This window comes from Rhodococcus sp. YL-1 (assembly GCF_001942025.1).
In the GTDB taxonomy this organism is placed as follows: domain Bacteria; phylum Actinomycetota; class Actinomycetes; order Mycobacteriales; family Mycobacteriaceae; genus Rhodococcus_F; species Rhodococcus_F qingshengii.
In genome coordinates, this window is record NZ_CP017299.1 from 2293706 (window position 1) to 2315389 (window position 21684).

At 63.2% G+C, this 21684-nt stretch carries 24 protein-coding genes; 14 read left to right on the plus strand and 10 right to left on the minus strand.

Annotated features, from left to right (window positions below; all coding sequences use genetic code 11):
* The first annotated feature begins 129 nt into the window (after positions 1-129).
* Positions 130-2973, plus strand: coding sequence for a preprotein translocase subunit SecA (gene secA / locus BH682_RS10735; RefSeq protein ID WP_007731191.1), 2844 nt, complete (start codon positions 130-132; stop codon positions 2971-2973).
* Between the two features lie 36 nt (positions 2974-3009).
* Here the strand turns inward: secA and BH682_RS10740 are convergent, their stop codons facing one another.
* Complete coding sequence (locus BH682_RS10740; protein ID WP_225320335.1) at positions 3010-3528, minus strand: Rv3235 family protein; 519 nt, start codon at positions 3526-3528, stop codon at positions 3010-3012.
* 130 nt (positions 3529-3658) lie between these two features.
* Between BH682_RS10740 and BH682_RS10745 the strand changes: the two genes are divergently transcribed.
* The 6 genes from BH682_RS10745 to BH682_RS10770 all read left to right on the plus strand — a co-directional run bounded on the left by BH682_RS10745 (position 3659) and on the right by BH682_RS10770 (position 9889).
* Positions 3659-4084 (plus strand): HAD-IA family hydrolase, encoded by a 426-nt coding sequence (locus BH682_RS10745; RefSeq protein ID WP_075832856.1) that lies wholly within the window; start codon positions 3659-3661, stop codon positions 4082-4084.
* Positions 4078-5487 carry a WS/DGAT/MGAT family O-acyltransferase gene (locus BH682_RS10750; RefSeq protein WP_075832858.1) on the plus strand — a complete coding sequence of 470 codons (1410 nt, stop codon included), beginning with the start codon at positions 4078-4080 and terminating at the stop codon, positions 5485-5487. The genes BH682_RS10745 and BH682_RS10750 overlap by 7 nt, the downstream gene beginning before the upstream one ends.
* A 23-nt stretch (positions 5488-5510) precedes the next feature.
* Positions 5511-6011: a DUF6912 family protein gene (locus BH682_RS10755; RefSeq protein ID WP_030535010.1), complete on the plus strand. Its 501-nt coding sequence runs from the start codon at positions 5511-5513 to the stop codon at positions 6009-6011.
* A 92-nt stretch (positions 6012-6103) separates the two neighbouring features.
* Positions 6104-7222 (plus strand): ferredoxin reductase, encoded by a 1119-nt coding sequence (locus tag BH682_RS10760; protein WP_003940928.1) that lies wholly within the window; start codon positions 6104-6106, stop codon positions 7220-7222.
* A 24-nt stretch (positions 7223-7246) separates the two neighbouring features.
* Positions 7247-8509 carry a fatty acid desaturase family protein gene (locus tag BH682_RS10765; RefSeq protein WP_003940901.1) on the plus strand — a complete coding sequence of 421 codons (1263 nt, stop codon included), beginning with the start codon at positions 7247-7249 and terminating at the stop codon, positions 8507-8509.
* A gap of 138 nt (positions 8510-8647) precedes the next feature.
* A complete protein-coding gene (locus BH682_RS10770) occupies positions 8648-9889 on the plus strand; it encodes a fatty acid desaturase family protein (protein WP_003940700.1) in 1242 nt (413 codons plus the stop codon).
* A 98-nt stretch (positions 9890-9987) separates the two neighbouring features.
* Here the strand turns inward: BH682_RS10770 and rsgA are convergent, their stop codons facing one another.
* Both rsgA and aroA read right to left on the minus strand, forming a co-directional pair.
* Positions 9988-11025, minus strand: a complete 1038-nt coding sequence (gene rsgA / locus BH682_RS10775) for a ribosome small subunit-dependent GTPase A (RefSeq protein ID WP_037129054.1) — start codon at positions 11023-11025, stop codon at positions 9988-9990.
* On the minus strand, positions 10974-12287 hold the full coding sequence (aroA, locus tag BH682_RS10780) for a 3-phosphoshikimate 1-carboxyvinyltransferase (protein ID WP_075832860.1): 1314 nt from the start codon (positions 12285-12287) through the stop codon (positions 10974-10976). The genes rsgA and aroA overlap by 52 nt, the downstream gene beginning before the upstream one ends.
* 49 nt (positions 12288-12336) lie before the next feature.
* On the opposite strand from aroA, the gene BH682_RS10785 reads away from it, so the two are divergent.
* A complete protein-coding gene (locus BH682_RS10785; protein ID WP_030535007.1) occupies positions 12337-13089 on the plus strand; it encodes an SOS response-associated peptidase in 753 nt (250 codons plus the stop codon).
* Between the two features lie 3 nt (positions 13090-13092).
* On the opposite strand, the gene BH682_RS10790 is transcribed toward BH682_RS10785, so the two are convergent.
* A complete protein-coding gene (locus BH682_RS10790) occupies positions 13093-13806 on the minus strand; it encodes an SIMPL domain-containing protein (RefSeq protein ID WP_075832862.1) in 714 nt (237 codons plus the stop codon).
* Between the two features lie 24 nt (positions 13807-13830).
* Positions 13831-14325, minus strand: a complete 495-nt coding sequence (gene ybaK, locus BH682_RS10795; protein WP_058039127.1) for a Cys-tRNA(Pro) deacylase — start codon at positions 14323-14325, stop codon at positions 13831-13833.
* Between the two features lie 207 nt (positions 14326-14532).
* On the opposite strand from ybaK, the gene BH682_RS10800 reads away from it, so the two are divergent.
* Positions 14533-15231: a sigma-70 family RNA polymerase sigma factor gene (locus BH682_RS10800; RefSeq protein WP_042922166.1), complete on the plus strand. Its 699-nt coding sequence runs from the start codon at positions 14533-14535 to the stop codon at positions 15229-15231.
* Positions 15228-15509 (plus strand): mycothiol system anti-sigma-R factor, encoded by a 282-nt coding sequence (gene rsrA / locus BH682_RS10805; protein WP_003940722.1) that lies wholly within the window; start codon positions 15228-15230, stop codon positions 15507-15509. The genes BH682_RS10800 and rsrA overlap by 4 nt, the downstream gene beginning before the upstream one ends.
* Before the next feature lie 102 nt (positions 15510-15611).
* Here rsrA and BH682_RS37290 read toward each other — a convergent pair whose 3' ends face one another.
* Positions 15612-15686 carry a 50S ribosomal protein bL37 gene (locus tag BH682_RS37290; protein WP_022597109.1) on the minus strand — a complete coding sequence of 25 codons (75 nt, stop codon included), beginning with the start codon at positions 15684-15686 and terminating at the stop codon, positions 15612-15614.
* A 136-nt stretch (positions 15687-15822) separates the two neighbouring features.
* Between BH682_RS37290 and BH682_RS10810 the strand changes: the two genes are divergently transcribed.
* Together BH682_RS10810 and BH682_RS10815 are read left to right on the plus strand one after the other, a co-directional pair.
* On the plus strand, positions 15823-16038 hold the full coding sequence (locus BH682_RS10810) for a biotin/lipoyl-binding carrier protein (RefSeq protein WP_007731208.1): 216 nt from the start codon (positions 15823-15825) through the stop codon (positions 16036-16038).
* Between the two features lie 8 nt (positions 16039-16046).
* Positions 16047-17549 carry a sensor histidine kinase gene (locus tag BH682_RS10815; protein ID WP_003940890.1) on the plus strand — a complete coding sequence of 501 codons (1503 nt, stop codon included), beginning with the start codon at positions 16047-16049 and terminating at the stop codon, positions 17547-17549.
* 119 nt (positions 17550-17668) lie between these two features.
* Here BH682_RS10815 and BH682_RS10820 read toward each other — a convergent pair whose 3' ends face one another.
* Entirely contained in the window at positions 17669-17923 is a 255-nt protein-coding gene (locus BH682_RS10820; RefSeq protein WP_003940950.1) for a WhiB family transcriptional regulator, read from the minus strand.
* Positions 17924-18178: 255 nt separating this feature from the next.
* Complete coding sequence (locus BH682_RS10825; RefSeq protein WP_007731209.1) at positions 18179-19135, minus strand: diacylglycerol/lipid kinase family protein; 957 nt, start codon at positions 19133-19135, stop codon at positions 18179-18181.
* Between the two features lie 41 nt (positions 19136-19176).
* Here BH682_RS10825 and BH682_RS10830 point away from each other — a divergent pair, with 41 nt between their 5' ends.
* On the plus strand, positions 19177-19647 hold the full coding sequence (locus BH682_RS10830; protein ID WP_019747799.1) for a membrane protein: 471 nt from the start codon (positions 19177-19179) through the stop codon (positions 19645-19647).
* 42 nt (positions 19648-19689) lie between these two features.
* Here the strand turns inward: BH682_RS10830 and BH682_RS10835 are convergent, their stop codons facing one another.
* Positions 19690-20169 carry a GNAT family N-acetyltransferase gene (locus BH682_RS10835; protein ID WP_003940724.1) on the minus strand — a complete coding sequence of 160 codons (480 nt, stop codon included), beginning with the start codon at positions 20167-20169 and terminating at the stop codon, positions 19690-19692.
* A 17-nt stretch (positions 20170-20186) separates the two neighbouring features.
* Positions 20187-20810, minus strand: a complete 624-nt coding sequence (locus BH682_RS10840) for an acid phosphatase (protein WP_080552758.1) — start codon at positions 20808-20810, stop codon at positions 20187-20189.
* 71 nt (positions 20811-20881) lie between these two features.
* Between BH682_RS10840 and BH682_RS10845 the strand changes: the two genes are divergently transcribed.
* Positions 20882-21679 (plus strand): ParA family protein, encoded by a 798-nt coding sequence (locus tag BH682_RS10845; RefSeq protein ID WP_075835237.1) that lies wholly within the window; start codon positions 20882-20884, stop codon positions 21677-21679.
* Positions 21680-21684: the final 5 nt, after the last annotated feature.

The window sequence follows — 21684 nt, forward strand, 5'->3', positions numbered from 1 at the left end:
CAATCGGTGGTGGGTTTGCTCGCTCGCCGCCGGTAGCGCCTACCATGGAATCCGGCCGGAGTTTTCGGACCCCGGCCGGATTTTCAGTGTGTGACCCCCTGTCGCCGAAGATTGAGGACGAAGAAGACTGTGCCGTCGCTGTCGCTATCGAAGCTGCTCCGTGTTGGTGAAGGTCGCATGGTCAAGCGGCTCAAGCACATCGCCGAGCATGTGGAATCTCTGTCGCCCGATGTCGAAGGCCTGACAGACGAGCAACTCAAAGCCAAGACCACCGAGTTCCGTGAGCGCTATGCCGCCGGGGAAACTCTCGACGAGTTGCTGCCCGAGGCATTCTCGGTTGCCCGCGAGGCGTCGTGGCGCGTGATCGACCAGAAGCACTTCCACGTGCAGATCATGGGCGGCGCGGCCCTGCACTTCGGCAACGTCGCCGAGATGAAGACCGGTGAGGGCAAGACCCTGACCTGTGTTCTTCCGGCATACCTGAACGCGATCGCGGGTGACGGCGTCCACGTGGTGACGGTCAACGACTACCTCGCCAAGCGTGACTCCGAGTGGATGGGCCGCGTTCACCGCGCCCTCGGCCTCGAGACCAGTGTGATTCTCTCGGGCATGACGCCGGCCGAGCGCCGCGTCGCCTACGCAGCCGACATCACGTACGGCACCAACAACGAGTTCGGCTTCGACTACCTGCGCGACAACATGACGCATTCGTTGGACGACCTGGTCCAGCGTGGCCATGCGTTTGCCATCGTGGACGAGGTCGACTCGATCCTCATCGACGAAGCCCGAACCCCCCTCATCATCTCGGGCCCGGCCGACGGCTCCAGCAAGTGGTACAGCGAGTTCGCGCGCATCGCGCCGCTGCTCAAGAAGGACGTTCACTACGAGGTCGACATCCGCAAGCGCACCATCGGTGTGCACGAGGCGGGCGTCGAACTGGTCGAGGACCAGCTCGGTATCGACAACCTGTACGAAGCCGCGAATTCGCCGCTGGTGAGCTACTTGAACAACGCGATCAAGGCCAAGGAGCTCTACACCAAGGACAAGGACTACATCGTCCGCGACGGTGAGGTCATCATCGTCGACGAGTTCACCGGCCGCGTGCTGGTCGGCCGCCGCTACAACGAGGGCATGCACCAGGCGATCGAGGCCAAGGAGAAGGTGGAGATCAAGGCGGAGAACCAGACCCTTGCCACCATCACCCTGCAGAACTACTTCCGTCTGTACGACAAGTTGTCGGGCATGACGGGTACCGCCGAGACGGAAGCTGCCGAGCTTCACCAGACTTACACGCTCGGTGTGATCCCGATCCCGACCAACCGTCCGATGGTCCGAGTCGACAACGGCGACCTCATCTACAAGACCGAGGAAGCCAAGTTCGACGCGGTGGTCGACGACGTCGTCGAGCGCCACGAGAACGGCCAGCCCGTCCTGATCGGTACCACCAGCGTCGAGCGCTCGGAGTACTTGTCCAAGCAGTTCACCAAGCGCGGCGTTGCCCACAACGTCCTCAACGCCAAGTTCCACGAGAAGGAAGCGACCATCATCGCCGAGGCCGGTCGCTCCGGCGCGGTCACCGTCGCGACCAACATGGCCGGCCGCGGTACCGACGTCGTGCTCGGTGGTAACCCGGACATCATCGCGGACATCGCGCTGCGCAAGAAGGGCCTCGACCCGGTCACGACGCCGGACGAGTACGAGGCAGCCTGGGACGCAGTCCTGGACGAGGTCAAGGCTGAGGTCAAGGCAGACGCCGAGAAGGTCCGCGATGCCGGCGGCCTGTACGTCCTGGGCACCGAGCGTCACGAATCGCGCCGAATCGACAATCAGTTGCGTGGTCGTTCCGGACGTCAGGGTGATCCCGGCGAATCGCGGTTCTACCTTTCGCTCGGTGACGAGCTCATGCGCCGCTTCAACGGTTCGGCACTCGAGTCGATCATGACGCGCCTGAACCTGCCCGACGACGTCCCGATCGAAGCCAAAATGGTCTCGAAGGCCATCAAGAGCGCTCAGACCCAGGTGGAGCAGCAGAACTTCGAAATTCGCAAGAATGTCCTCAAGTACGACGAGGTCATGAACCAGCAGCGAACGGTCATCTACAAGGAGCGCCGCCAGATCCTCGAGGGTGAGGACATGGAAGGCCAGGTCGAGCAGATGATCACTGACGTGGTCACCGCCTACGTCGACGGTGCCACCGCTGAGGGATACGTCGAGGACTGGGATCTCGAGCAGCTGTGGACGGCGCTGAAGACGCTGTACCCGGTCGGCATCGATCACAAGACGTTGGCAGGGGAGGACGGCGCAGGCATCAACAGTGACCTGAGCCGTGACGACCTGCGAACCGCTTTGCTCGAAGACGCCCACGCGGCGTACAAGAAGCGCGAAGCCGAGATCGATGCGATCGCCGGCGAAAACGGTATGCGTGAACTCGAGCGTCGTGTCTTCCTCTCGGTCCTGGACCGTAAGTGGCGTGAGCATCTCTACGAGATGGATTACCTCAAGGAGGGAATCGGTCTGCGTGCGATGGCCCAGCGCGATCCGCTGGTCGAGTACCAGCGCGAGGGTTACGACATGTTCATCGGCATGCTCGACGGATTGAAGGAAGAGTCCGTCGGATTCCTCTTCAACCTGCAGGTCGAGGCAGCTCCGGCGCAGCCCGCAAGTGGAATTTCCGTCACCGCGGGCTCTGCCGCCGCGGCGTCCGCCACGGCGCCCAAGCCGCTCCCCACGCAGGAGGCTGCGGCCAGGACAGCCGGAACTGCCGCCCCGACGGCGTTGCGCGCCAAGGGACTTGACGACGAAGGTCCGTCGCGTCTGACGTACACCGGCCCGGACGAGGACGGCAAGGCAAAGGCAACACGTGACTCGGCTGCCGACACCGGCGACGGTGCCGCCTCTCGTCGCGAACGTCGTGAAGCCGCACGGACGCAGTCGAAGAGCAATCGAGCTCCGAAGTCCAAGCGCAAGCGCTGAGGTATTAGCGCAGTCAGTACTCGGCAGGCTGGACGGTCACACCACGTGTAGTGCGGTGACCGTCCAGCCTGTTTCGTCTGTGTGGTCGATCCGGCCTGCGACGGCAAAAGTCTGCGTGCCTCGTGTGTACGTCGCACAGACTTCGGCGGTACTCTCCGACACTGCTTGAACGTGGGTGCGGTGAACGGCCGCGCCGCCCAGCTTCCGGGCCGAGAAATCCGAAGTGTAAAGTCTCGCAACAACTTCCAGGGCGGACGGCGTCAACACACCTTTGAGCTGCCGTGGATTTCGTCGTCGGTCGACGGTTTCGAGAACCAGACGTAGTGATCGGTTCCAGAAGATGTCGGCACCTACCAGCCGCGGTTCCGGAGCGTGAGTGAACCCGGTACTGGGCGACGTTCCGTTGTGTGGCGTCTTTCGCGGGCGACGCAGCATCCGGTCTGTTCGGCACTGCGTTCGGTCTGGCCGGCACTGGGGCCGCGACAGCACGACGGTATGCGGGTGAGGCTCGAATTGCGGCGCCGGCTCGAGAACGATCTTGCAGTCCTGCTCCATGACATCCCCCCGGATGATCCTGCGTCCGAGACAGCTGTCTCGGACTTCGCTCCCCCGAGCGATGGTGAGAAGCATGACACGAATCGCTCGAGATGTCGCCGTGATCACCATCGCGACTTAGGGTGATGGCGTGCGGGGACTTCTGTTGGATGTCGGTGGCGTGCTGTTCGGTCCGGGATCGGATCTCGACGGCTTGAGCGCGGTCGTGCGCGCGGTGAAGGCCCGCGGAATCGTGACGGGAATCGTCAGCAACGATCCCGGCGGCGCCAGTGCTCAGTGGTTGCGGGATCTCGGCGACGGGGTCTTGGTCGACGACGTGATCTTGTCCGGTGATGTCGAGATGGCAAAGCCCGACGCCGAGATCTATCTGTTGGCAGCGAGTCGTTTGGGCGTCGAGCCGGAGGATTTCGTTTTCGTGGATGATCTCGAAATCAACGTCCGGGCGGCGGTGGCCGTCGGGATGGTCGGGGTCCATCACGTCGGCTCGGAATCGACCATCGAGGAGTTGTCGACTCTGTTCGATCTCGGCGAAGGAGGGGACACGAAGCCATGGTGAACAGACTGACGACTCAGGATGCCGCTTTCTACTTCCTCGAAGCTGGGACGACGCCGATGCATGTCGGCTCGTTGGGGATCTTCAGGCAACTGCGAAACGGGATCGATCACGAGGAGTTGCTTCGACTTGTCGAAGAGCGGCTCGGATCGGTTCCGCGGTACCGACAGAGAGTTCGCGAGGTGGCGTTCGGTCTGGCCCGCCCCGTCTGGGTGGACGACTCGGATTTCGACATCACCTATCACGTACGCCGATCTGCTCTGCCCAAACCAGGTTCCGACGAACAGCTGATGGATCTGATCGCGCGGCTGACGTCGAGACCACTCGACAGCACGAGGCCGTTGTGGGAGATGTACCTGGTCGAGGGGCTGGCCAGAAACAGATTTGCCATCTTCACGAAGTCTCATTCGTCGTTGGTGGACGGCGAGGCGGCTCCAGAGATCAGTCAGGTGATCTTCGATCCGGAGAAGAATCGAGCGCCAGGCCCCGAAGAATTGTGGATGCCCGCCAGGCCGCCGAGCGATACCAGCTTGTTGGTCAGTGCACTGGCGGATCTCGTAACGAGCCCGGGGGAGGGGATCGCACGGGCGCGTGCAGCGTTCAACGACGTGACCACATCCGTCACCGAGGCTGTGAGTGCACTCGGGAAACTCGCGGAAGTGGTTCGAACGGCGACGCAGGTAGCCCCGTCGAGCCCGCTCAACGCCACCATTTCGCGCAATCGACGCCTTGCGGTGGCCAAGACGTCTCTGGAGGACTATCGACGTATTCGCGCGCGGTACGGGTGCGAGATCAACGACGTGATTCTGACCGTCATCGCAGGTGCGATGCGGAACTGGTTGCTCTCGCGCGGTGAACCGGTGACCGAGGCGACCATCGTGCGAGCGATGGTGCCCATGTCGGTCTACACCGACGGCCCGGAGAGTCCTGACGTCGACGATCCGCAAGCGCCCGGACATGTTTCCTCGTTCCTCATCGACCTGCCTGTCGGTGAACCCAACGCGGTGGTTCGGCTCTCGCACGTGGCCCATGCGACGGAGGCATTCGCGCGTCAGGGTCGGCGGGTCACCGCGCAGACGATGGTGCGAATGTCCGGGTTTGCGCCGGCGACGCTGCATGCGATGAGCTCGCGTGCGGCCAGCAGTCTGTCGCAGCGAATGTTCAACTTGATGATCACCAATGCGCCAGGGCCGCAATTTCCGCTCTACCTCGGTGGGGCTCGGATGCTCGAGATGTATCCCGTGTCGCCACTACTCAAGAATCAGACACTCAGCATCGCCCTGACGTCGTACGACGGAAATGTCTACTACGGTTTGAATGCCGACCGTGACGCGATGTCGGACGTCGACGTCGTTCGTTCGCTGATCTTCGAGTCACTCGAGGAATTGACGGATGCGAGTCGGTGACGAACGAGCATGAAGGTGGTCTCATGAGGGTGTACGTACCGGCGACGGTCGAGATTTTGCAGCAGTTGGTCGCAGATCAGGAGTTCGACCCGATGAGCCGGACGGCTTTTGCGGTCACCCCGACTCTGCGTGAGTCGTACGCGGCGGGGGACGACGACGAGTTGGCCGAGGTCGCCATGGGTGAGGCTGCGCGTGCGTCGCTGCGGCTGATCGCCGGAACCGAGGGTGACGTCACCTTCCGGCGTGCTGTCGTTGCCGCCGACGTCGACGATGCCGATGTGAAGTTACGGCCAGATCTCGACGATTCGGTAGTCCGATTGGCGGGTCCTGTCACGATGGCTCAGGTTGCATCTGTGCATGTCGACCTCGAACAGGCAGAATCGGACATCGAGCGCGCTGCTGGCATAGTCGACGCGGCAGATCTCGGTGACGCCGATGCCGAGTTCACGCTCGGTGACGCGGAGGACCACGAGTTGGCGTGGTACGCCGCGCAGGAGTTGCCGTTCTTGCTCGACCTGCTGTGAATGTGCTTACCGTGAAGTAACCTACGGTACCGTAACCTGATAACCTACGGTACCGTAGGCAGTGGGTTCGGAAGGTGAGAGGTGGAGGTCTGATGGGTCTGAAGGACTGGATCGAGGCACCGGCAGCGTCGGTAGTTCCGGCAGCGCGGTCGAAGCTCAATCTGCTTCGCGGTGCGGCGGCTCGGCTGACCACACCATTGCTTCCCGACGACTATCTGCACCTCGCGAATCCGTTGTGGTCCGCCCGCGAGCTGCGCGGCCAGATCGTCGAAGTCCGGCCCGAGACCACGGACTCGGCGACCATCGTCATCAAGCCGGGTTGGGGATTCGACTTCAACTACCAGCCAGGGCAGTACATCGGCATCGGTCTGCATATCGACGGCCGTTGGCATTGGCGGTCGTACTCACTTACCTCGCCTCCCAACTGGGAGAACAAGCGCATTTCCATCGCGGTCAAGGCCATGCCCGAGGGCTTTCTCTCGAGCCACCTCGTCAGCGGGGCCGTGCCGTCGGGAACCATCGTTCGACTGGCCACGCCTTCGGGCAACTTCGCGTTGCCGGATCCGCCACCGGAGAAGATCCTGTTCATCACTGCCGGCAGTGGCATCACTCCGGTCATGGGCATGTTGCGGACGATGAACCGGCGCGGTCAATTGCCCGACGTCATGCACATCCACTCGGCTCCGACGGAATCCGACGTGATGTTCGCCGACGAACTCACAGCACTGCACGCCGAGCACGAGGACTTCGTGAGCCACGTTCAACTCACGCGACGTGACGGAAAGTTCAAACTCAGTTCTCTCGACACGGTCTGCCCCGACTGGCGCGAGCGCCACACCTGGGCGTGCGGACCCCTCCCGTTGCTCGATGAGCTCGAAGACGTCTGGAAGGCGGAAGGCATCGAGGATCGACTCCACATGGAGCGGTTCGCCGTATCGCGCATCGACGCTTCGGCCGACGGTGGCACGGTCACGTTCGAGAAGTCGGGTAAGACGATCACCGTCGACGGTGCGACGACGCTTCTGGAGGCAGGCGAGCAGTCCGGTGCCTTGATGCCGTTCGGTTGCCGCATGGGCATCTGCCAGACGTGTGTCGTACCTCTCGTTGCCGGCCACGCGATCGATCTACGCTCGGGGAAACAGCACGCGGAGGGCGAGCGCATCCAGACGTGCATCTCCGCCGCCGCCGGCGACTGTACGCTGGACGCATAGCTTCTAGGCACACGGAGGACCACGGTGGCCATCACCGATATCAAAGAGTTTTCGCACCTCACCGAGGCCGATGTCGAAGCTCTCGGACGTGAACTCGATCAGATTCGACTCGACATCGAAGACTCTCGTGGGATCCGGGACGCCCGCTACATTCGTCGCGTCATTCGCGTCCAGCGGGCGTTGGAGCTCGGCGGGCGTATCGCATTGTTCGGCAGTCGGTACCGACCGGCATGGTTGGTCGGCACGACCCTGCTGAGCCTGTCGAAGATCATCGAGAACATGGAGCTCGGGCATAACGTCATGCACGGGCAATGGGACTGGATGAACGATCCCGAGATTCACTCCGTCTCGTGGGAGTGGGATCAGACCGGTCCTTCCGAGCATTGGAAGCGCGCCCACAACTACCAGCACCACACGTACACCAACGTCGTCGGTATGGACGAGGATCTCGGTTTCGGGATTCTGCGTATGACTCGTGACGAGCCGTGGAAGCCGATCAACCTCTTCCAGCCGATCGCCAACGTGATCTTGGCGGCCACGTTCGAGTGGGGCATCGCGCTGCACGACCTCACGGCGGCAGCCGAGTTGGAGGGCGCGGAAAAGGGGCAGCTGAACTCGCAGGCGAACAAAGACTTCGCGCGCAAGATCTTTCGTCAGGTGGGCAAGGACTTCATCTTGTTCCCGGCGCTGACGGGGCCGGCGTGGAAGTCGACCATGTCGGCCAATGCGACCGCGAACCTCGTGCGCAACCTGTGGGCGTACGTCGTCATCTTCTGTGGCCACTTCCCGGACGGTGCCGAGAAGTTCACGGTTGCCGAATTCGAGCAGGAGACTCGTCACGAGTGGTACCTGCGCCAGATGCTCGGTAGTGCGAACTTCAATTCCGGCAAGCTCATGGGACTCATGAGCGGCAATCTGAGCTACCAGATCGAGCACCACGTGTTTCCCGATCTGCCGAGCAACCGCTATCCCGAAATCGCTGTGAAGATGCGTGCATTGTGCGAGAAGTTCGATCTCCCGTACACCACCGGTTCGCTCTTCAAGCAGTATCTTCTGGCTCTGCGCACCATCCACAAGTTGGCTTTGCCGGACAAGTGGCTGACCGCAACCTCGGACAATGCTCCGGAAACGTCTTCGGAACTGCGGTTCCGCGACTCGGGATTCCGGGACGCAGCCATGGCGATGGTCGAGGACCTTCGTACCGATCCGATCACCGGTAAGCGTCTCGGTTTGTTGACCGCACTCAAGTCGCAGGCCCGTTCCCGCATGCCGAAGCGCCGGAAGTGATATAGGTTACATCGGGAAAAACCTAACCTACGGTGCCGTAAGTTACGCTACAGTAGGTGCAGTTGATCTGAACGATTCGAATCGATGATCGTTCTGCACTTACTACTTTGCGCCTAACTCACTGCTAGGAGGCTTTCCATGGCGATTGCAGATGTCAAGGAATACGCACATCTCACGGACGCCGACATCGAAGCGCTCGGCCGCGAACTCGACGCGATTCGTCGCGACATCGAGGAGTCGCGCGGCGAGAAGGATGCGCGATACGTGCGCAACGTCATTCGTCTGCAGCGTTCGCTCGAAATCGGCGGCCGCGCAGTGCTTTTCGCCAGCCGTCGTCGTCCGGCGTGGCTCGCCGGAGTTGGCCTGCTGACGCTCTCGAAGATCATCGAGAACATGGAACTCGGGCACAACGTGATGCACGGGCAGTGGGACTGGATGAACGACCCGGAGATCCACTCCACCTCGTGGGAGTGGGACGTCACCGGCCCGTCTGCGCACTGGAAGCAGACCCACAACTACCTGCATCACAAGTACACCAACGTCCTCGGAATGGACGACGACGTCGGATACGGACTCCTCCGCGTCACCCGCGATCAGCGCTGGAAGCCCTTCAACGCCGGCAACCTGGTCTACAACACGCTGCTCGCGCTGTTCTTCGAGTACGGCATCGCCGCTCAGCACCTCGAGCTCGGCAAGGTGGCCAAGGGCCGCGCCGACAAGGAAGAGACGCAGCGCAAGCTCCGTGAGGTCGGCGAGAAGATCGGCAAGCAGGTCCTGCGCGACTACGTCATCTACCCGGCCATCACCGGCCCGGCGTGGAAGAGCACGTTGTCGGCCAACTTCACCGCCAACACTCTGCGGAACGTGTGGACCAACGCGGTCATCTTCTGCGGCCACTTCCCGGACGGTGCCGAGAAGTTCACCAAGGAAGACATCGACAAGGAAACGCAGGCTCAGTGGTACCTGCGTCAGATGCTCGGCAGCGCCAACATCGAGGGCAGCGCGCTCATGGACTTCATGACGGGCAACCTGAGCTACCAGATCGAGCACCACCTGTTCCCCGATCTGCCCAGCAACCGCTACAAGGACATCGCGGTCACGGTGCGTCAGCTCGCGGACAAGTACGACTTGCCGTACACGACGGGCCCGCTTGCCGTGCAGTACGCCAAGTCCTGGCGCACCATCGCCAAGCTGTCGCTGCCCAACAAGTACCTCAAGGACACCGTCGACAATGCGCCCGAGACGGCGTCGGAGCGGATGTTCGACGGCGAACTGACCTCGACTGTCGATCCCGTGACCGGGCGTCGCAGTGGCCTCAAGAGCGCCATCGCACGTAAGCGCAAGAGCGGAAAGCTGCGCAGCCTCCTCGGCCTGCGCTGATCGTCGACTGCGCTGACCGTAGACAGCAAGCGGCCCGACACCATTCGATGGTGTCGGGCCGCTTTGCTGTTCTCGCCCGGAACGTCGCTCGGGGGCGCTCAGTACTGATCGTTGGACTTGATCGCTTCCAGCAGTTGTCGCACAGCGACGACGCGTCGAGCTGATTTGCCCTCCAACAGGTCGAGCTTGCATTCGGGATCTGCCGGCGGTCCGAGGTGCGTGCATCCACGCGGGCAATCCTCGATCGCCGCAGCTAGATCCGAGAACGCCGCCACCACGTTCTCGGGCGAGATGTGCGCCAGACCGAACGAACGGATGCCCGGGGTGTCGATCACCCAGCCGCCACCGGCGAGAGGGAGTGCCACCGATTGCGTCGACGTGTGCCGGCCCTTGCCGACGCCGGATACGATGCCGACCGCTCGATTGGCATCGGGGACAAGGCGATTGACCAGTGTCGACTTTCCGACGCCGGAATGTCCGATCAGGGCGGTCAACTTGTGCTCGAGGATCTGCGTCAGTTCGTCCAGGGGATCGTCGCGACCGGCGACGACCACTTGGATGTCGAGGTCGGCGAACGTGCTCGCGAATTCCTCCGGCGGTTCGAGGTCGCTCTTGGTCAGGCAGACGATCGGCGTCAGGCCACCCACGTAGGCGGCGACCAGTGCGCGCTCGACGAAGCCGGTGCGCGGTGGGGGATCGGCGAGTGCCACGACGATGAGAAGCTGCTCCGCGTTCGCGACGACGATGCGTTCGAAGGGATCGGTGTCGTCGGCGGTCCTTCGCAGAACCGTCGAACGCTCGGAGACCCGGACGATGCGCGCAAGGGTGTCGGTTTTGCCCGACAGATCGCCGACTATGTCCACCTGATCGCCGACGACGATGGGGGTTCGGCCAAGTTCGCGGGCGCGCATCGTGACGATCAGCCGGTCGGGATCGCCGCCGAGGACGCAACCCCAACGGCCACGATCCTTCGACACCACCATCCCCGATTCGGCCGAGAGATGTTCGGGCCGAGTCTTCGTACGGGGGCGGGATCCGCGCCCGGGGCGTACCCGGACGTCGGACTCGTCGTACTGCCGCGGACTCAGAAGCTTGCCTTCGGTGTCGCAGGCGAACTCTCGAGCATGTCGATCCACATGTTCTCGAAGCCGGGCAGTGTCTTGGCGGTGGTTCCGACATCGTCGACGTCGACGCCGTCGACGACCAGGCCGATGATGGCGCCGGCTGTTGCCATGCGGTGGTCGGCATACGAGAGCCATTGTCCGCCATGGAGTTCCGCGGGAACGATCGTCAGGCCGTCATCGGTTTCGGTGACGGAACCGCCGAGTTTGTTGATCTCGTCGGCGAGGGCGGCGAGACGGTCTGTCTCGTGCCCGCGCAGGTGCGCGATTCCTCGTAGATGCGAGGTGCCCTCGGCGAGAGCGGCCAGGGCCGCCACGGTGGGGGTCAGCTCTCCCACGTCGTGGAGGTCGATGTCGATGCCGCGCAGTTTCTCCGGGCCGCGGACGGTCAGGACACCATCGGCGAGAGTGACGTCGGCCCCCATCGAGGCGAGGATCCCGCGGATCGCGTCGCCGGGTTGCGTCGTCGACGACGGCCACATCGGGACGCTGACGGTTCCGCCGGTCACTGCGGCAGCGGCCAGGAACGGTGTGGCGTTGGAGAGATCGGGTTCGATCGCCCAGTCCACGGCGCGCACCGGCCCCGGTGCCACACGCCAGGTGTCCGCGTCACCGCCCGTGGCTGGCGTCGTCACGGAAACTCCGGCCTCGCGGAGCATCTCGACGGTCATGTCGATGTGTGGCATGGACGGGACGGGCTTGCCGTCGTGGTGAACGGTGACACCCTCTTCGAACGCAGCAGCCGAGAGCAGGAGACCGGAGACGAACTGCGACGAACCGGATGCGTCGATGGTGACCGTCCCGCCGCGTAGGGATCCGGTTCCGGTGACGGTGAACGGGAGTGCGTCACCCTCGATCCGAGCGCCGAGACCGCGCAGTGCTTCCAAGATGGTGCCGAGCGGTCGTGTGCGTGCTTGCTCGTCGCCGTCGAAGTGGACGATGCCGTCGGCCATCGCGGCGAGTGGCGGCAGGAAGCGCATCACGGTGCCGGCCAGGCCGCAGTCGACCTCGCCGCCGCGCAGGGGTCCAGGGGTGATGCGAAGCGTGGTCGCATCACCGGCTTCCTCGACGCCGATGCCGAGGTCACGCAGAGCTGCGATCATCAGGTCGGCGTCACGGCTGCGGAGTGCACCGGTGATCGTGGACGGGCCATCCGCAAGTGCGGCCAGAATCAGAGCTCGATTGGTGATGGACTTGGATCCGGGCAGCGTCACCACTGCATCGACGGGTGCTTGGGCCCTCGGGGCGCTCCACAGACTCAGACTCACATGGTCCATCTTCTCTCATCGGTGGGGGAATGGTCGAAACCGTGCCACCCTGGGTGTCATGTGCGGAAGGTATGCGACCACAGCGGACCCGGCCACCCTGGCGGTGGAACTCGACGCGCTCGACGAGACCGACCACTCGGCGCCCGTCGAAGCCGATTACAACGTGGCCCCCACGACCGAGGTGTTGACCGTCGTCGAACGCCACGATCGGGAGAACCCCGACAGCGATCCGACCAAGAGGATTCGGCGGATGCGGTGGGGATTGGTGCCGTCGTGGACCAAGGAACTGGGCAAAGGCCCGGTCCTGTTCAACGCCCGCGCCGACTCGCTGGCGGAGAAGCCGGCGTTTCGGACCGCCTTCAAGTTCAAGCGTTGCCTGGTCCCCATGGACGGGTGGTACGAGTGGCAGACCGAGGCCACCGGCGGGAAGAAGGCAGCGAAGATTCCTTACTACATGCACCCCGACGACGGATCACGGCTGTTCATGGCGGGCGTGTGGTCTGCCTGGCGGGACCCGAGTGTCGAGAACGCGAGCCCCGTTCTGAGCTGCTCGATCGTCACGGTCGACTCTCTCGGTCACCTCGAGCAGGTCCACGACCGCATGCCCCTCGCCCTGCCTCGTGACCGCTGGGAGGCGTGGCTCGATCCCGACAACACCGTCGATTCGGCTCTGCTCGAACCGGTACCGGACCTCTTCGAGCGGATCGACGTCGATCGAGTCCGGCCGCTGGTCAACAGTGTCAAGAACAACGGGCACGAGTTGATCGAGCCGGACGTCGACCGTGCCGGCGAGCAGATCAGCCTGCTCTAGCAGTCAGCCGAGAGCCCAGGTGACGGTCACTTCGAACGAGACCTGCTGGGTTCCCGGGGCGAGAACCATGTCGGACATCGAGGCGTCGGGAGCGCGCATGGTCTGACCGCCACTCGTGTCGTGTGCCTCGGTGATGGTCACGACGTTTTCGAGCGACGTCCCGGACAGATCCGCGTACTGCTCGGCACGGTTCTTCGCGTCCTCGAAGGCACGGGTGCGAGCGTCGGCCAGAAGCTGAGAGTCGTCGTCGATGGCGAAGGCGACGTTACCGAGCCGTGCCGCGTTTCCGCCCGCCGCGATGCCGGCGTCCAGGACAGAAGAGGCCTTGTCGAGATCGCGGACGACGATTCGTACCGAGTTGGTCGCCCGGTAGCCGGTCACGTTGCCGCCGACGAACGGTCCGCCGCTGGCGTCGTACTGCGGCTGGACGGACAGATCGCTTGTCTGCACGTCCTCGGGGGCAACCCCGGCGGCGACTATCGCGTCGATCATCTGACGGGCCTTGTCATTCGCCTCCGAGACCGCTCCCGATACTTCCGGGGCAACCACCTCGATGCCGATGTCGGCATTGAGGATGTCCGGCGCCCCGCGGACCTGCCCTGATCCGACTACCGTGACTTCCTTGGCGGCATTGTCCGAACTCCCGCAGGCCGTCAGCGAGACGGTGAGAGCTGCCGTCGCAGCGGTCAGTGCAAGAGTTTTCAGGTGTGGTCGCATGGTGAGACCGTAGCGACCGGATACTCAGCCCGCCGTGATTTGCGCCGTGACCGCGCCACTGAGCTGCGCGAGGTCCGTCGGAGCCAGCTCGATTTCGAGGCCGCGTCGGCCGGCGCTGCAGAGAACGCGGTCCCAGTCGAGCGCCGACGCATCGATCACGGTCGGCAGTTTCTTGCGCTGGCCGAGCGGTGAGATACCGCCGAAGACGTAGCCGCTCGAGCGCTCGGCTTCGGCGCGATCGGCCATGACGGCTTTGCTCGCACCGAGGGCAGCGGCTGCAGCCTTGAGGGAGAGCTTGTCCGGGACCGGCAGAACCGCGACGGCGAGCTTGCCGGTGTCGAGTTTGACGACCAAGGTCTTGAAGATCTGGGCAGCCACGACACCTGTCGACTCTGCCAGTGCAGTGACCGCCTCGTCGCCGAAAGATTCGGCGCGAGGATCGTGGTCGTAGCTGTGGACGCGGTGCGGTGTCTTCGACTTGTCGAGAAGTACGGTCGCAGGGGTCGCTGTTCCGGCCATGAGGAACACCCTATGTGGATCGCCGACAGGTGCATCCGACCAGGCCGGGAACAGAGTCGCTGACTCCCGTGTTGGTACCAGTTGATGAAACTTGTCCCGAGAAGCGAAGGAGCGACCGTGCTGGCTGTGTGTGAGCCACCACCGGCCCGTGGGTCGGATCTTCAGTTGGCGGTAACCTTGATCCCTACGGCTAGTGAAGGGATCAGAGTGCTGGAACACGACCGGCCCAAGGACGAACCGTCAGGGGTAGCTGAACCTATCGACGGCGCAGTGTCCGAAACGCCCGAAACTGCGGATGAGTTGATTGCCCGGTTCGAGCGCGACGCGCTCCCGCTGCTCGACCAGTTGTACGGCGCTGCCCTGCGCATGACGCGGAATCCGGCTGATGCCGAGGATCTCGTGCAGGAGACGTACGTCAAGGCGTACACCGCTTTCCGTTCGTTCCGTGCCGGTACCAACCTGAAAGCCTGGCTGTACCGGATTCTCACGAACACCTACATCAACTCGTACCGCAAGAAGCAGCGCCAACCCGCGCAGTATCCGACGGACGAGATCACCGACTGGCAGTTGGCCGCCACCGCCGAGCACACTTCGACGGGGCTGCGATCGGCCGAGGTGGAGGCGCTCGACGCGTTGCCTGACGACGACATCAAGGCGGCGCTGCAGTCGCTTCCCGAGGAATTCCGTATGGCCGTGTACTACGCCGATGTCGAAGGATTCCCGTACAAGGAGATCGCGGAGATCATGGGCACACCCATCGGAACGGTGATGTCGCGACTGCACCGTGGTCGCAAGCAATTGCGTGGTCTTTTGGCCGATGTCGCAAAAGACCGGGGATTCAATCGGGACGGCGCGGTCGACACAGCCACAGTCGCAGCCACCGAGACGGAAGGTGTCACACGATGAGTGAGCAGGACGAATTCGAAAGGCTCGACTGCTCGGCAGTCATCGCCGACGTCTGGTTGATGCTCGACGGTGAATGCGACGATTCAAGTCGTGCTCGCCTGCAGCGTCATATCGACGATTGTGGATCGTGCCTCGAGGCCTACGGGATCGAAGAGAAGGTCAAGAGCCTGATCAACCGTAAGTGCGGTGGAGACCACGCGCCGGAAAGCCTGCGTCAGAGGCTCACCGTCGAGTTGCGTCGGACCATCGTCATAACGACTACCGAAACCGACAGCTAGCCCGTCAGCGAAGATCTGAGCGGCAGCAGTCGGAAGGCAGTAACGCCGAGGGGCGGGGAAGCAATGCTTCCCCGCCCCTCGGACGTTTTGTTGCGCTACATGTCAGGCGTTTGGACGCTTGCCATGGTTAGCGGCGTTGCCCTTACGGCTGCGCTTCTTACGACCACGCTTACCCATGATTGGTCTCCCTTCTGTTTCTTTCGCGTCATTGTTTCACGCCGATGCCGGTGTGGTTCCATTGGCAGGTCGATCGAGTGATCCGTCGACGTATTTTCGTGGTCAGAGTGCAGTTCCGACAGAAGTGAGGTTCACGATGGCAGAAGACGTGCGCGCCGAGATGGTTTCGACGGTCTACCAGGTCGTCGTGAGCGAGGGAGACGTCGTTGCGGACGGCGACACCCTGGTCATCCTCGAATCCATGAAGATGGAGATTCCCGTCCTGGCCGAGGTTCCGGGAACGGTGACGACGGTGGGCGTCAAGGTCGGCGACGTGATTCAGCAAGGCGATCTGATCGCCGTGATCTCCTAAGCCGGACGATGTCCACTCTCAGCGACCTCCTCGCCGAACACACCGACCTTCCCGGTGCGGCGGTCGACCATCTCCAGCGCGTCGTGGGGGAGTGGCAACTGCTCGCCGACCTCTCCTTTGCCGACGTTCTCTTGTGGGTGGGCACCGAATCGGAGAAGAACCGATCCGAGGGGACGGTCATCTGCGTAGCGCATTGCCGGCCGACAACGGCATCGACGGCTTTTCCGGAGGACGCGGTCGGAACGGTCGTTTCCGAGTCCGAGCACCCGCAGGTTCTTCGCGCTCTCGTGGAGGGCCGCGTCGTGCGCGGGGAAGACGAGACGTGGCGTGAAGGAATGCCGCCGCGTCGGGAAGCCGTTCCGGTGCGTCTGGACGGGCGAGTCATCGCGGTTCTGAGCCGCGACACCAACTTGTCGCACCAGCGAGCGCAGAGTCCACTCGAGCTCGCGTATCTCGATTGCGCCGAAGACCTGTGTCAGATGATCAGCGACGGAACCTTCCCGATCCGAGAATCGCGCTCCGACACGAACTCGAGCCCACGTGCGGGCGACGGTTTCATCCGCCTCGACACCGAAGGCACAGTCGTCTATGCCAGCCCGAACGCCCTCTCGGCCTATCACCGGATGGGTCTGAGCTCGGATCTGGTGGGCCAAGACCTCGCGGCACTGACCCGTTCGTTGGTCACCGACCCGTTCGAGTCTCAGGAAGCTGCGGGATACATCCGAGATACGTTGGCGGACAAGCCCGGTCGCCGTATGGAGATCGAGGCGCGCGGGGCAACCGTTCTGCTGCGGGCCCTGGTTCTCAAGCCTGGCGGCCGGCATGTCGGTGCTGCGGTCGTCGTCCGCGACGTCACCGAGGTCAAGCGTCGTGATCGCGCTCTGCTGAGCAAGGACGCAACCATCCGCGAGATTCACCATCGAGTGAAGAACAATCTGCAAACCGTCGCGGCGCTTCTGCGTCTACAGGCCAGGCGAACCGGCAACGACGAAGCGCGACAAGCGTTGACAGAGTCGGTGAGACGCGTGACGTCCATCGCCCTCGTTCACGACACCTTGTCGATGTCGGTGGACGAAGAGGTGGATCTCGACGAGGTGATCGACCGGTTGGTTCCCATGCTCTCCGATGTCGCGGGAGTAGGTGTGCCGGTGACGATTCGGCGTGAGGGCAGTTTCGGAGTGTTCTCCGCCGAGCGCGCCACCCCGCTGGTCATGGTGCTGACGGAGTTGGTGCAGAACGCGATCGAGCACGCTTTCGATCCGGGTGTGACCGGCACGGTCACACTCAGTGCCGAGCGTTCTGCACGCTGGTTGGACGTGATCATCCACGACAACGGGCGCGGCCTGCCGGAGAACTTCGACCTCGAGAAATCCGATCGCCTCGGACTCCAGATCGTGCGGACTCTGCTGGGAGCCGAGCTCGGTGGCTCGCTCGGACTGCACCCGGGAAGCGGAGGCGGTACCGACGCGGTTCTGCGTGTGCCGCTCGGTAGACGTTCTGCGCGTTACTGATTCGAGCAGCGTTAGCGATTCGAGCAGACAAAAAGCCCGGCACCATGTGGTGCCGGGCTGTCGTCTTCGACTGTGCAGAGGGGCTGTTCTCCGCCGCGAGTCGAACGTCTCGGTTCTACCTAGACGGAAGTGCGTGCACGGGTACGTGCGTTACGACGCTTGAGTGCGCGACGCTCGTCTTCGCTCATTCCGCCCCAGACGCCTGCATCCTGGCCGGACTCGAGAGCCCACGACAGGCACTCGGCGGTGACGGGGCAGCGGTTGCAGACAACCTTGGCATCAGCGATCTGAGCGAGGGCCGGTCCACTGTTTCCCACAGGGAAGAACAGTTCGGGATCCTCGTCGCGACAGATTGCGTTGTGGCGCCAGTCCATCTTTTTTCGCTCCTTAATTGGGTGTGTATTCACACCATTTGGTACCAATGAGTTTGTGTGTGCGTCATCAATGTTTCCGCACTGTTACTTGTGAATGCTTTCACGAACTCGCGGTATGTCAATAGGTTTGAACGGGTTCGTGGGCCAACTCACTAATTTGTGACACACCTGACGGCCACCTGGGCGTCACCGGCATTTTACCCGATTTCGACCTTTTGGCACCAGAGTTTTTGCAGGTCAAACGTGTTGCCTGACTCACGTCGTAATCGGTGCGAACACTTCCAGTGCATCCGGGACCGAGGTGAATTCGACCTTTTCACGAAGTCCGATGTAGTCGCCGTCCATCTGGAGTCCGATCGGTCGCGACGATTCGATGGTGATTGTCGGGACGTCGTCGGTGCGTAAGAGGACCTTCGATTTCGGTTCCGCGCCGCGTGCGAGTAGTTGCCGCACAACCCGCAGGGACGGCAGAACTTTGGTGCTCGTCATGGCGAAGATGCCGAGTCCACTGTCGAAGGTCGTTCCCGGATTGGTGTGGACGGGACGCTCTTCCAGATATGTCCACGGGCTCGAGTTCGAGACGAATGCGTAGTGGACTCCGGAGACGGGATCCTGATCGGGAAGGTGGACGGTCAGCGCTGGTTCGGCTCGCTTGGCACGGAAGAACGCCGCGATCGCGGTTCGGACATACCGGGCGGGTGTGGCGGCGTCACCGTTCTTACGGCTGGCGTCTACGGCCTCGCACACATCGGCGTCGAGGCCCATTCCGGCGTTGAACGTGAACCAACGGTTGTCGCAGTGTGCGAGCCCGATTCGGCGCCTGGTCCGTTCGGAGAGGAGGTCGACGAGTTGGTTCGTGGCGTCGATCGGGTCGGCGGCAATACCGAGTGAGCGCGCGAAAACGTTTGCCGAGCCTCCCGGGACGACAGCGATCGTCGGGATCGGACCGACCGGAACCGATTTCATCGACGCGGGATGCGGTGACCCGAGCAGTCCGTTGACCACTTCGTTGACCGTTCCGTCGCCGCCGTGGACGATCACCGAGCCGAAGCCGTCTTCGTGGGCTTCGCGCGCCAGTTCGGCGGCATGACCCCGATGTGTGGTGTGCGCCACAGTAAGTCGCACCCGACTCTCGAGGGCGTGTGCCAACAGGTCACGACCGGCAGCGGTGGTGGAGGTGGCATTGGGGTTGACGATCAGCAGTGCGCGCACGGGGCATGAGCCTATCCGGTGTCGTGTTCTAGGCTGGCCTCGTGCCGAATACCGCCAGTCCGAACGCCCTGCCCAAGACAGTCACATGGGCAGGTGCCCTCGTGACGCTTCAAGGGCTGGTTGCCGCCGGGTTCGCGATCGTCGCAGTGATTCGCGGTGCAACCGGCCACGATCAGAGCGTCACCAACGGATACGGATTTGCCGCGTGGGTCGCGATCCTCGGCGGCGCGGTGTTGGCTGCCGGTATCGCTTTGCTGACGGGCCGCCGGTGGGGCCGGGCAATCGCCGTCGTCGCGCAGTTGCTGCTCCTGCCGGTCGCCTGGTCGCTCCTGACCGATTCGCATCAGGTGCCGCTCGGCATCGTTCTGGGTGTCGTCGTTCTCGGCGCTCTGGGCTGCCTGTTCTCGGCTCCGACGTCTCGATGGATGGCAGCGGAGTACGGAGCGTACGCAGACGAGGTGTCGCCGGAAGAGGGGCGCCCGGACGAGACCGAAGAGCCGCGGGACAAGTAGGACGGAACGCCTACGCTGCTTCAGACCTACTCAGCTTCCGCTCTACTCAGCTTCGGCGGCGAGAGCTCCGAGGTGAGTACCGGTCAGGCGATACGTGGTCCACTCCGTCTTCGCGTCGGCACCGAGTGACTCGTAGAACTTGATCGAGGGGGTGTTCCAGTTGAGCACCGACCAGGACAGCCGGGTGTAGTCGTTGTCGGTGCACTCCTTGGCGAGCGCGGCCAGAAGAGCCTTCCCGTGGCCTGATCCGCGCTGACTGGGCTTGACGTACAGGTCTTCGAGGTAGATGCCGTGAGCGCCGTCCCACGTCGAGAAATTGCGAAACCACAATGCCATGCCGACGACGTCGTCGGCCGAATTCACAGCGACGTGCGCGAAGGCCGTCGCGGCCGGCCCGAACAACGCCTCGCCGATCTGTTCCGCCTTCACGGTGCACTCGTCGAGGGCCTTCTGGTAGTCGGCCAACTCGTAGATCATGTCGGTGATCGGCTGGACGTCTGCGGGCGTGGCGCGTCGGATCATAGGGAGAATCTTAGGCCTCAAGCCTCGACGAGCGGCGGCACGTTGTGATGGACGAGGTGGGTGGCGCCGTGCTCGTAACCGAGAACCGAGTAAGCGCCGGGGGACAAGGCGAAACGCTTTCCTTCCGTCACCGGGAGCTCGAGCCAGCGGGCGATGAGTGCGCGTGAGAAGTGGCCGTGCCCGATCAGGATCACGTCGCGTTCGGGTAGTTGCGAACGCACCATCGACAGCACCATGTCGGTCCGGGCGTGGATCTGATCGGCCTGCTCGCCGCCGGGGCACGGGTGCGTCCAGACGGTCCAATCGGGCACCGTTGCGCGGATCTCGGGCGTCGTGAGGCCTTCGTAATCGCCGTAGTCCCATTCGGACAGTGCATCCCAGGTTCGCTCTTCCGGCAGGCCGGCGAGATCACCCGTCAACTGTGCGCGCAGCCGCGGACTCGTCAGAATCATGGGGTTCCGGAGGTCGAGGGTTCGCAAGCGATTTCCGGTCGCGGTTGCCTGCATCTCGCCGAGCGGAGTCAGCGGAACCTCGGTCCGGCCCGTGTGTTTCCCGGTGCGTGCCCACTCGGTTTCACCGTGGCGCATGAGTACGACGCGAGCACCGAGGGGGATCGACGAGGGGGCGGACTGGGAGGTCATGTCGACCATCATTGCAGGCTGCCTCGCGTGTGTAGCTCGCCTCCTGGCGCGAAGTGCGCAAGGATCTACGTGTGACGACGGTTCTCGCAGTGGCGAATCAAAAGGGCGGCGTGGCTAAAACCACTACCGTCGCTTCTCTCGGTGCGGCTTTGTCCGCGCTCGGACAACGAGTCTTGGTGGTGGATCTCGACCCGCAGGGCTGCCTGACGTTCTCGCTCGGACACAACCCGGATCGCCTCGAGCGTTCGGTCAACGAGGTCCTGGCGGGTGATCTCGACGCGGTCGACGCCGTGCTGAAGACGAACGACGGTATGGATCTCCTGCCGGCCACGATCGATCTCGCGGGCGCCGAAGCGCTGCTCCTGATGCGACCCGGTCGAGAGTTCGCGCTCAAGCGGGCGCTGTCTCCGCTCCTGGGCTCTTACGACGTCATCATCATCGACTGCCCACCGTCGTTGGGTGTGCTCACACTCAACGGATTGACTGCGGCGCAGTCGGTTCTGGTTCCACTGCAATGCGAAACCCTCGCACACCGCGGCGTCGGACAGCTGCTGCGTACGGTTCGTGAAGTCCAAGCCATCACCAACCCGGATCTTGTTCTGCTCGGCGCACTTCCGACTCTGTACGACGCTCGAACCACGCACAGTCGCGACGTGCTCGCCGACGTCAGCGACCGCTACTCCCTGGCCGTTCTGGCGCCTCCGATCCCACGCACCGTCAAGTTCGCCGAGGCGTCCGCGTCGGGTGCGACGGTCCTCGCCGGACGAAAGAACAAGGGTGCGGATGCCTATCGTGAACTCGCGGACAATCTCGTAAAGCATTGGGCTGGAAACGAAGTCGTGACTTTCGCGCCGGAGCTGGCGATCTGAGGAAG

Bases quoted from the DNA above. Each gene is read 5' to 3' on its own strand.
- BH682_RS10770 (WP_003940700.1), top strand. From the start codon at position 8,648: ATGGCGATTGCAGATGTCAAGGAATACGCACATCTCACGGACGCCGAC.
- BH682_RS10760 (WP_003940928.1), top strand. From the start codon at position 6,104: ATGGGTCTGAAGGACTGGATCGAGGCACCGGCAGCGTCGGTAGTTCCG.
- BH682_RS10785 (WP_030535007.1), top strand. From the start codon at position 12,337: ATGTGCGGAAGGTATGCGACCACAGCGGACCCGGCCACCCTGGCGGTG.
- rsrA (WP_003940722.1), top strand. From the start codon at position 15,228: ATGAGTGAGCAGGACGAATTCGAAAGGCTCGACTGCTCGGCAGTCATC.
- BH682_RS10840 (WP_080552758.1), bottom strand. From the start codon at position 20,810: ATGACCTCCCAGTCCGCCCCCTCGTCGATCCCCCTCGGTGCTCGCGTC.
- BH682_RS10740 (WP_225320335.1), bottom strand. From the start codon at position 3,528: ATGGAGCAGGACTGCAAGATCGTTCTCGAGCCGGCGCCGCAATTCGAG.
- BH682_RS10835 (WP_003940724.1), bottom strand. From the start codon at position 20,169: ATGATCCGACGCGCCACGCCCGCAGACGTCCAGCCGATCACCGACATG.
- aroA (WP_075832860.1), bottom strand. From the start codon at position 12,287: ATGGACCATGTGAGTCTGAGTCTGTGGAGCGCCCCGAGGGCCCAAGCA.
- BH682_RS10820 (WP_003940950.1), bottom strand. From the start codon at position 17,923: ATGGACTGGCGCCACAACGCAATCTGTCGCGACGAGGATCCCGAACTG.
- ybaK (WP_058039127.1), bottom strand. From the start codon at position 14,325: ATGGCCGGAACAGCGACCCCTGCGACCGTACTTCTCGACAAGTCGAAG.
- BH682_RS10750 (WP_075832858.1), top strand. From the start codon at position 4,078: ATGGTGAACAGACTGACGACTCAGGATGCCGCTTTCTACTTCCTCGAA.
- BH682_RS10755 (WP_030535010.1), top strand. From the start codon at position 5,511: ATGAGGGTGTACGTACCGGCGACGGTCGAGATTTTGCAGCAGTTGGTC.
- BH682_RS10810 (WP_007731208.1), top strand. From the start codon at position 15,823: ATGGCAGAAGACGTGCGCGCCGAGATGGTTTCGACGGTCTACCAGGTC.
- BH682_RS10815 (WP_003940890.1), top strand. From the start codon at position 16,047: ATGTCCACTCTCAGCGACCTCCTCGCCGAACACACCGACCTTCCCGGT.
- BH682_RS10790 (WP_075832862.1), bottom strand. From the start codon at position 13,806: ATGCGACCACACCTGAAAACTCTTGCACTGACCGCTGCGACGGCAGCT.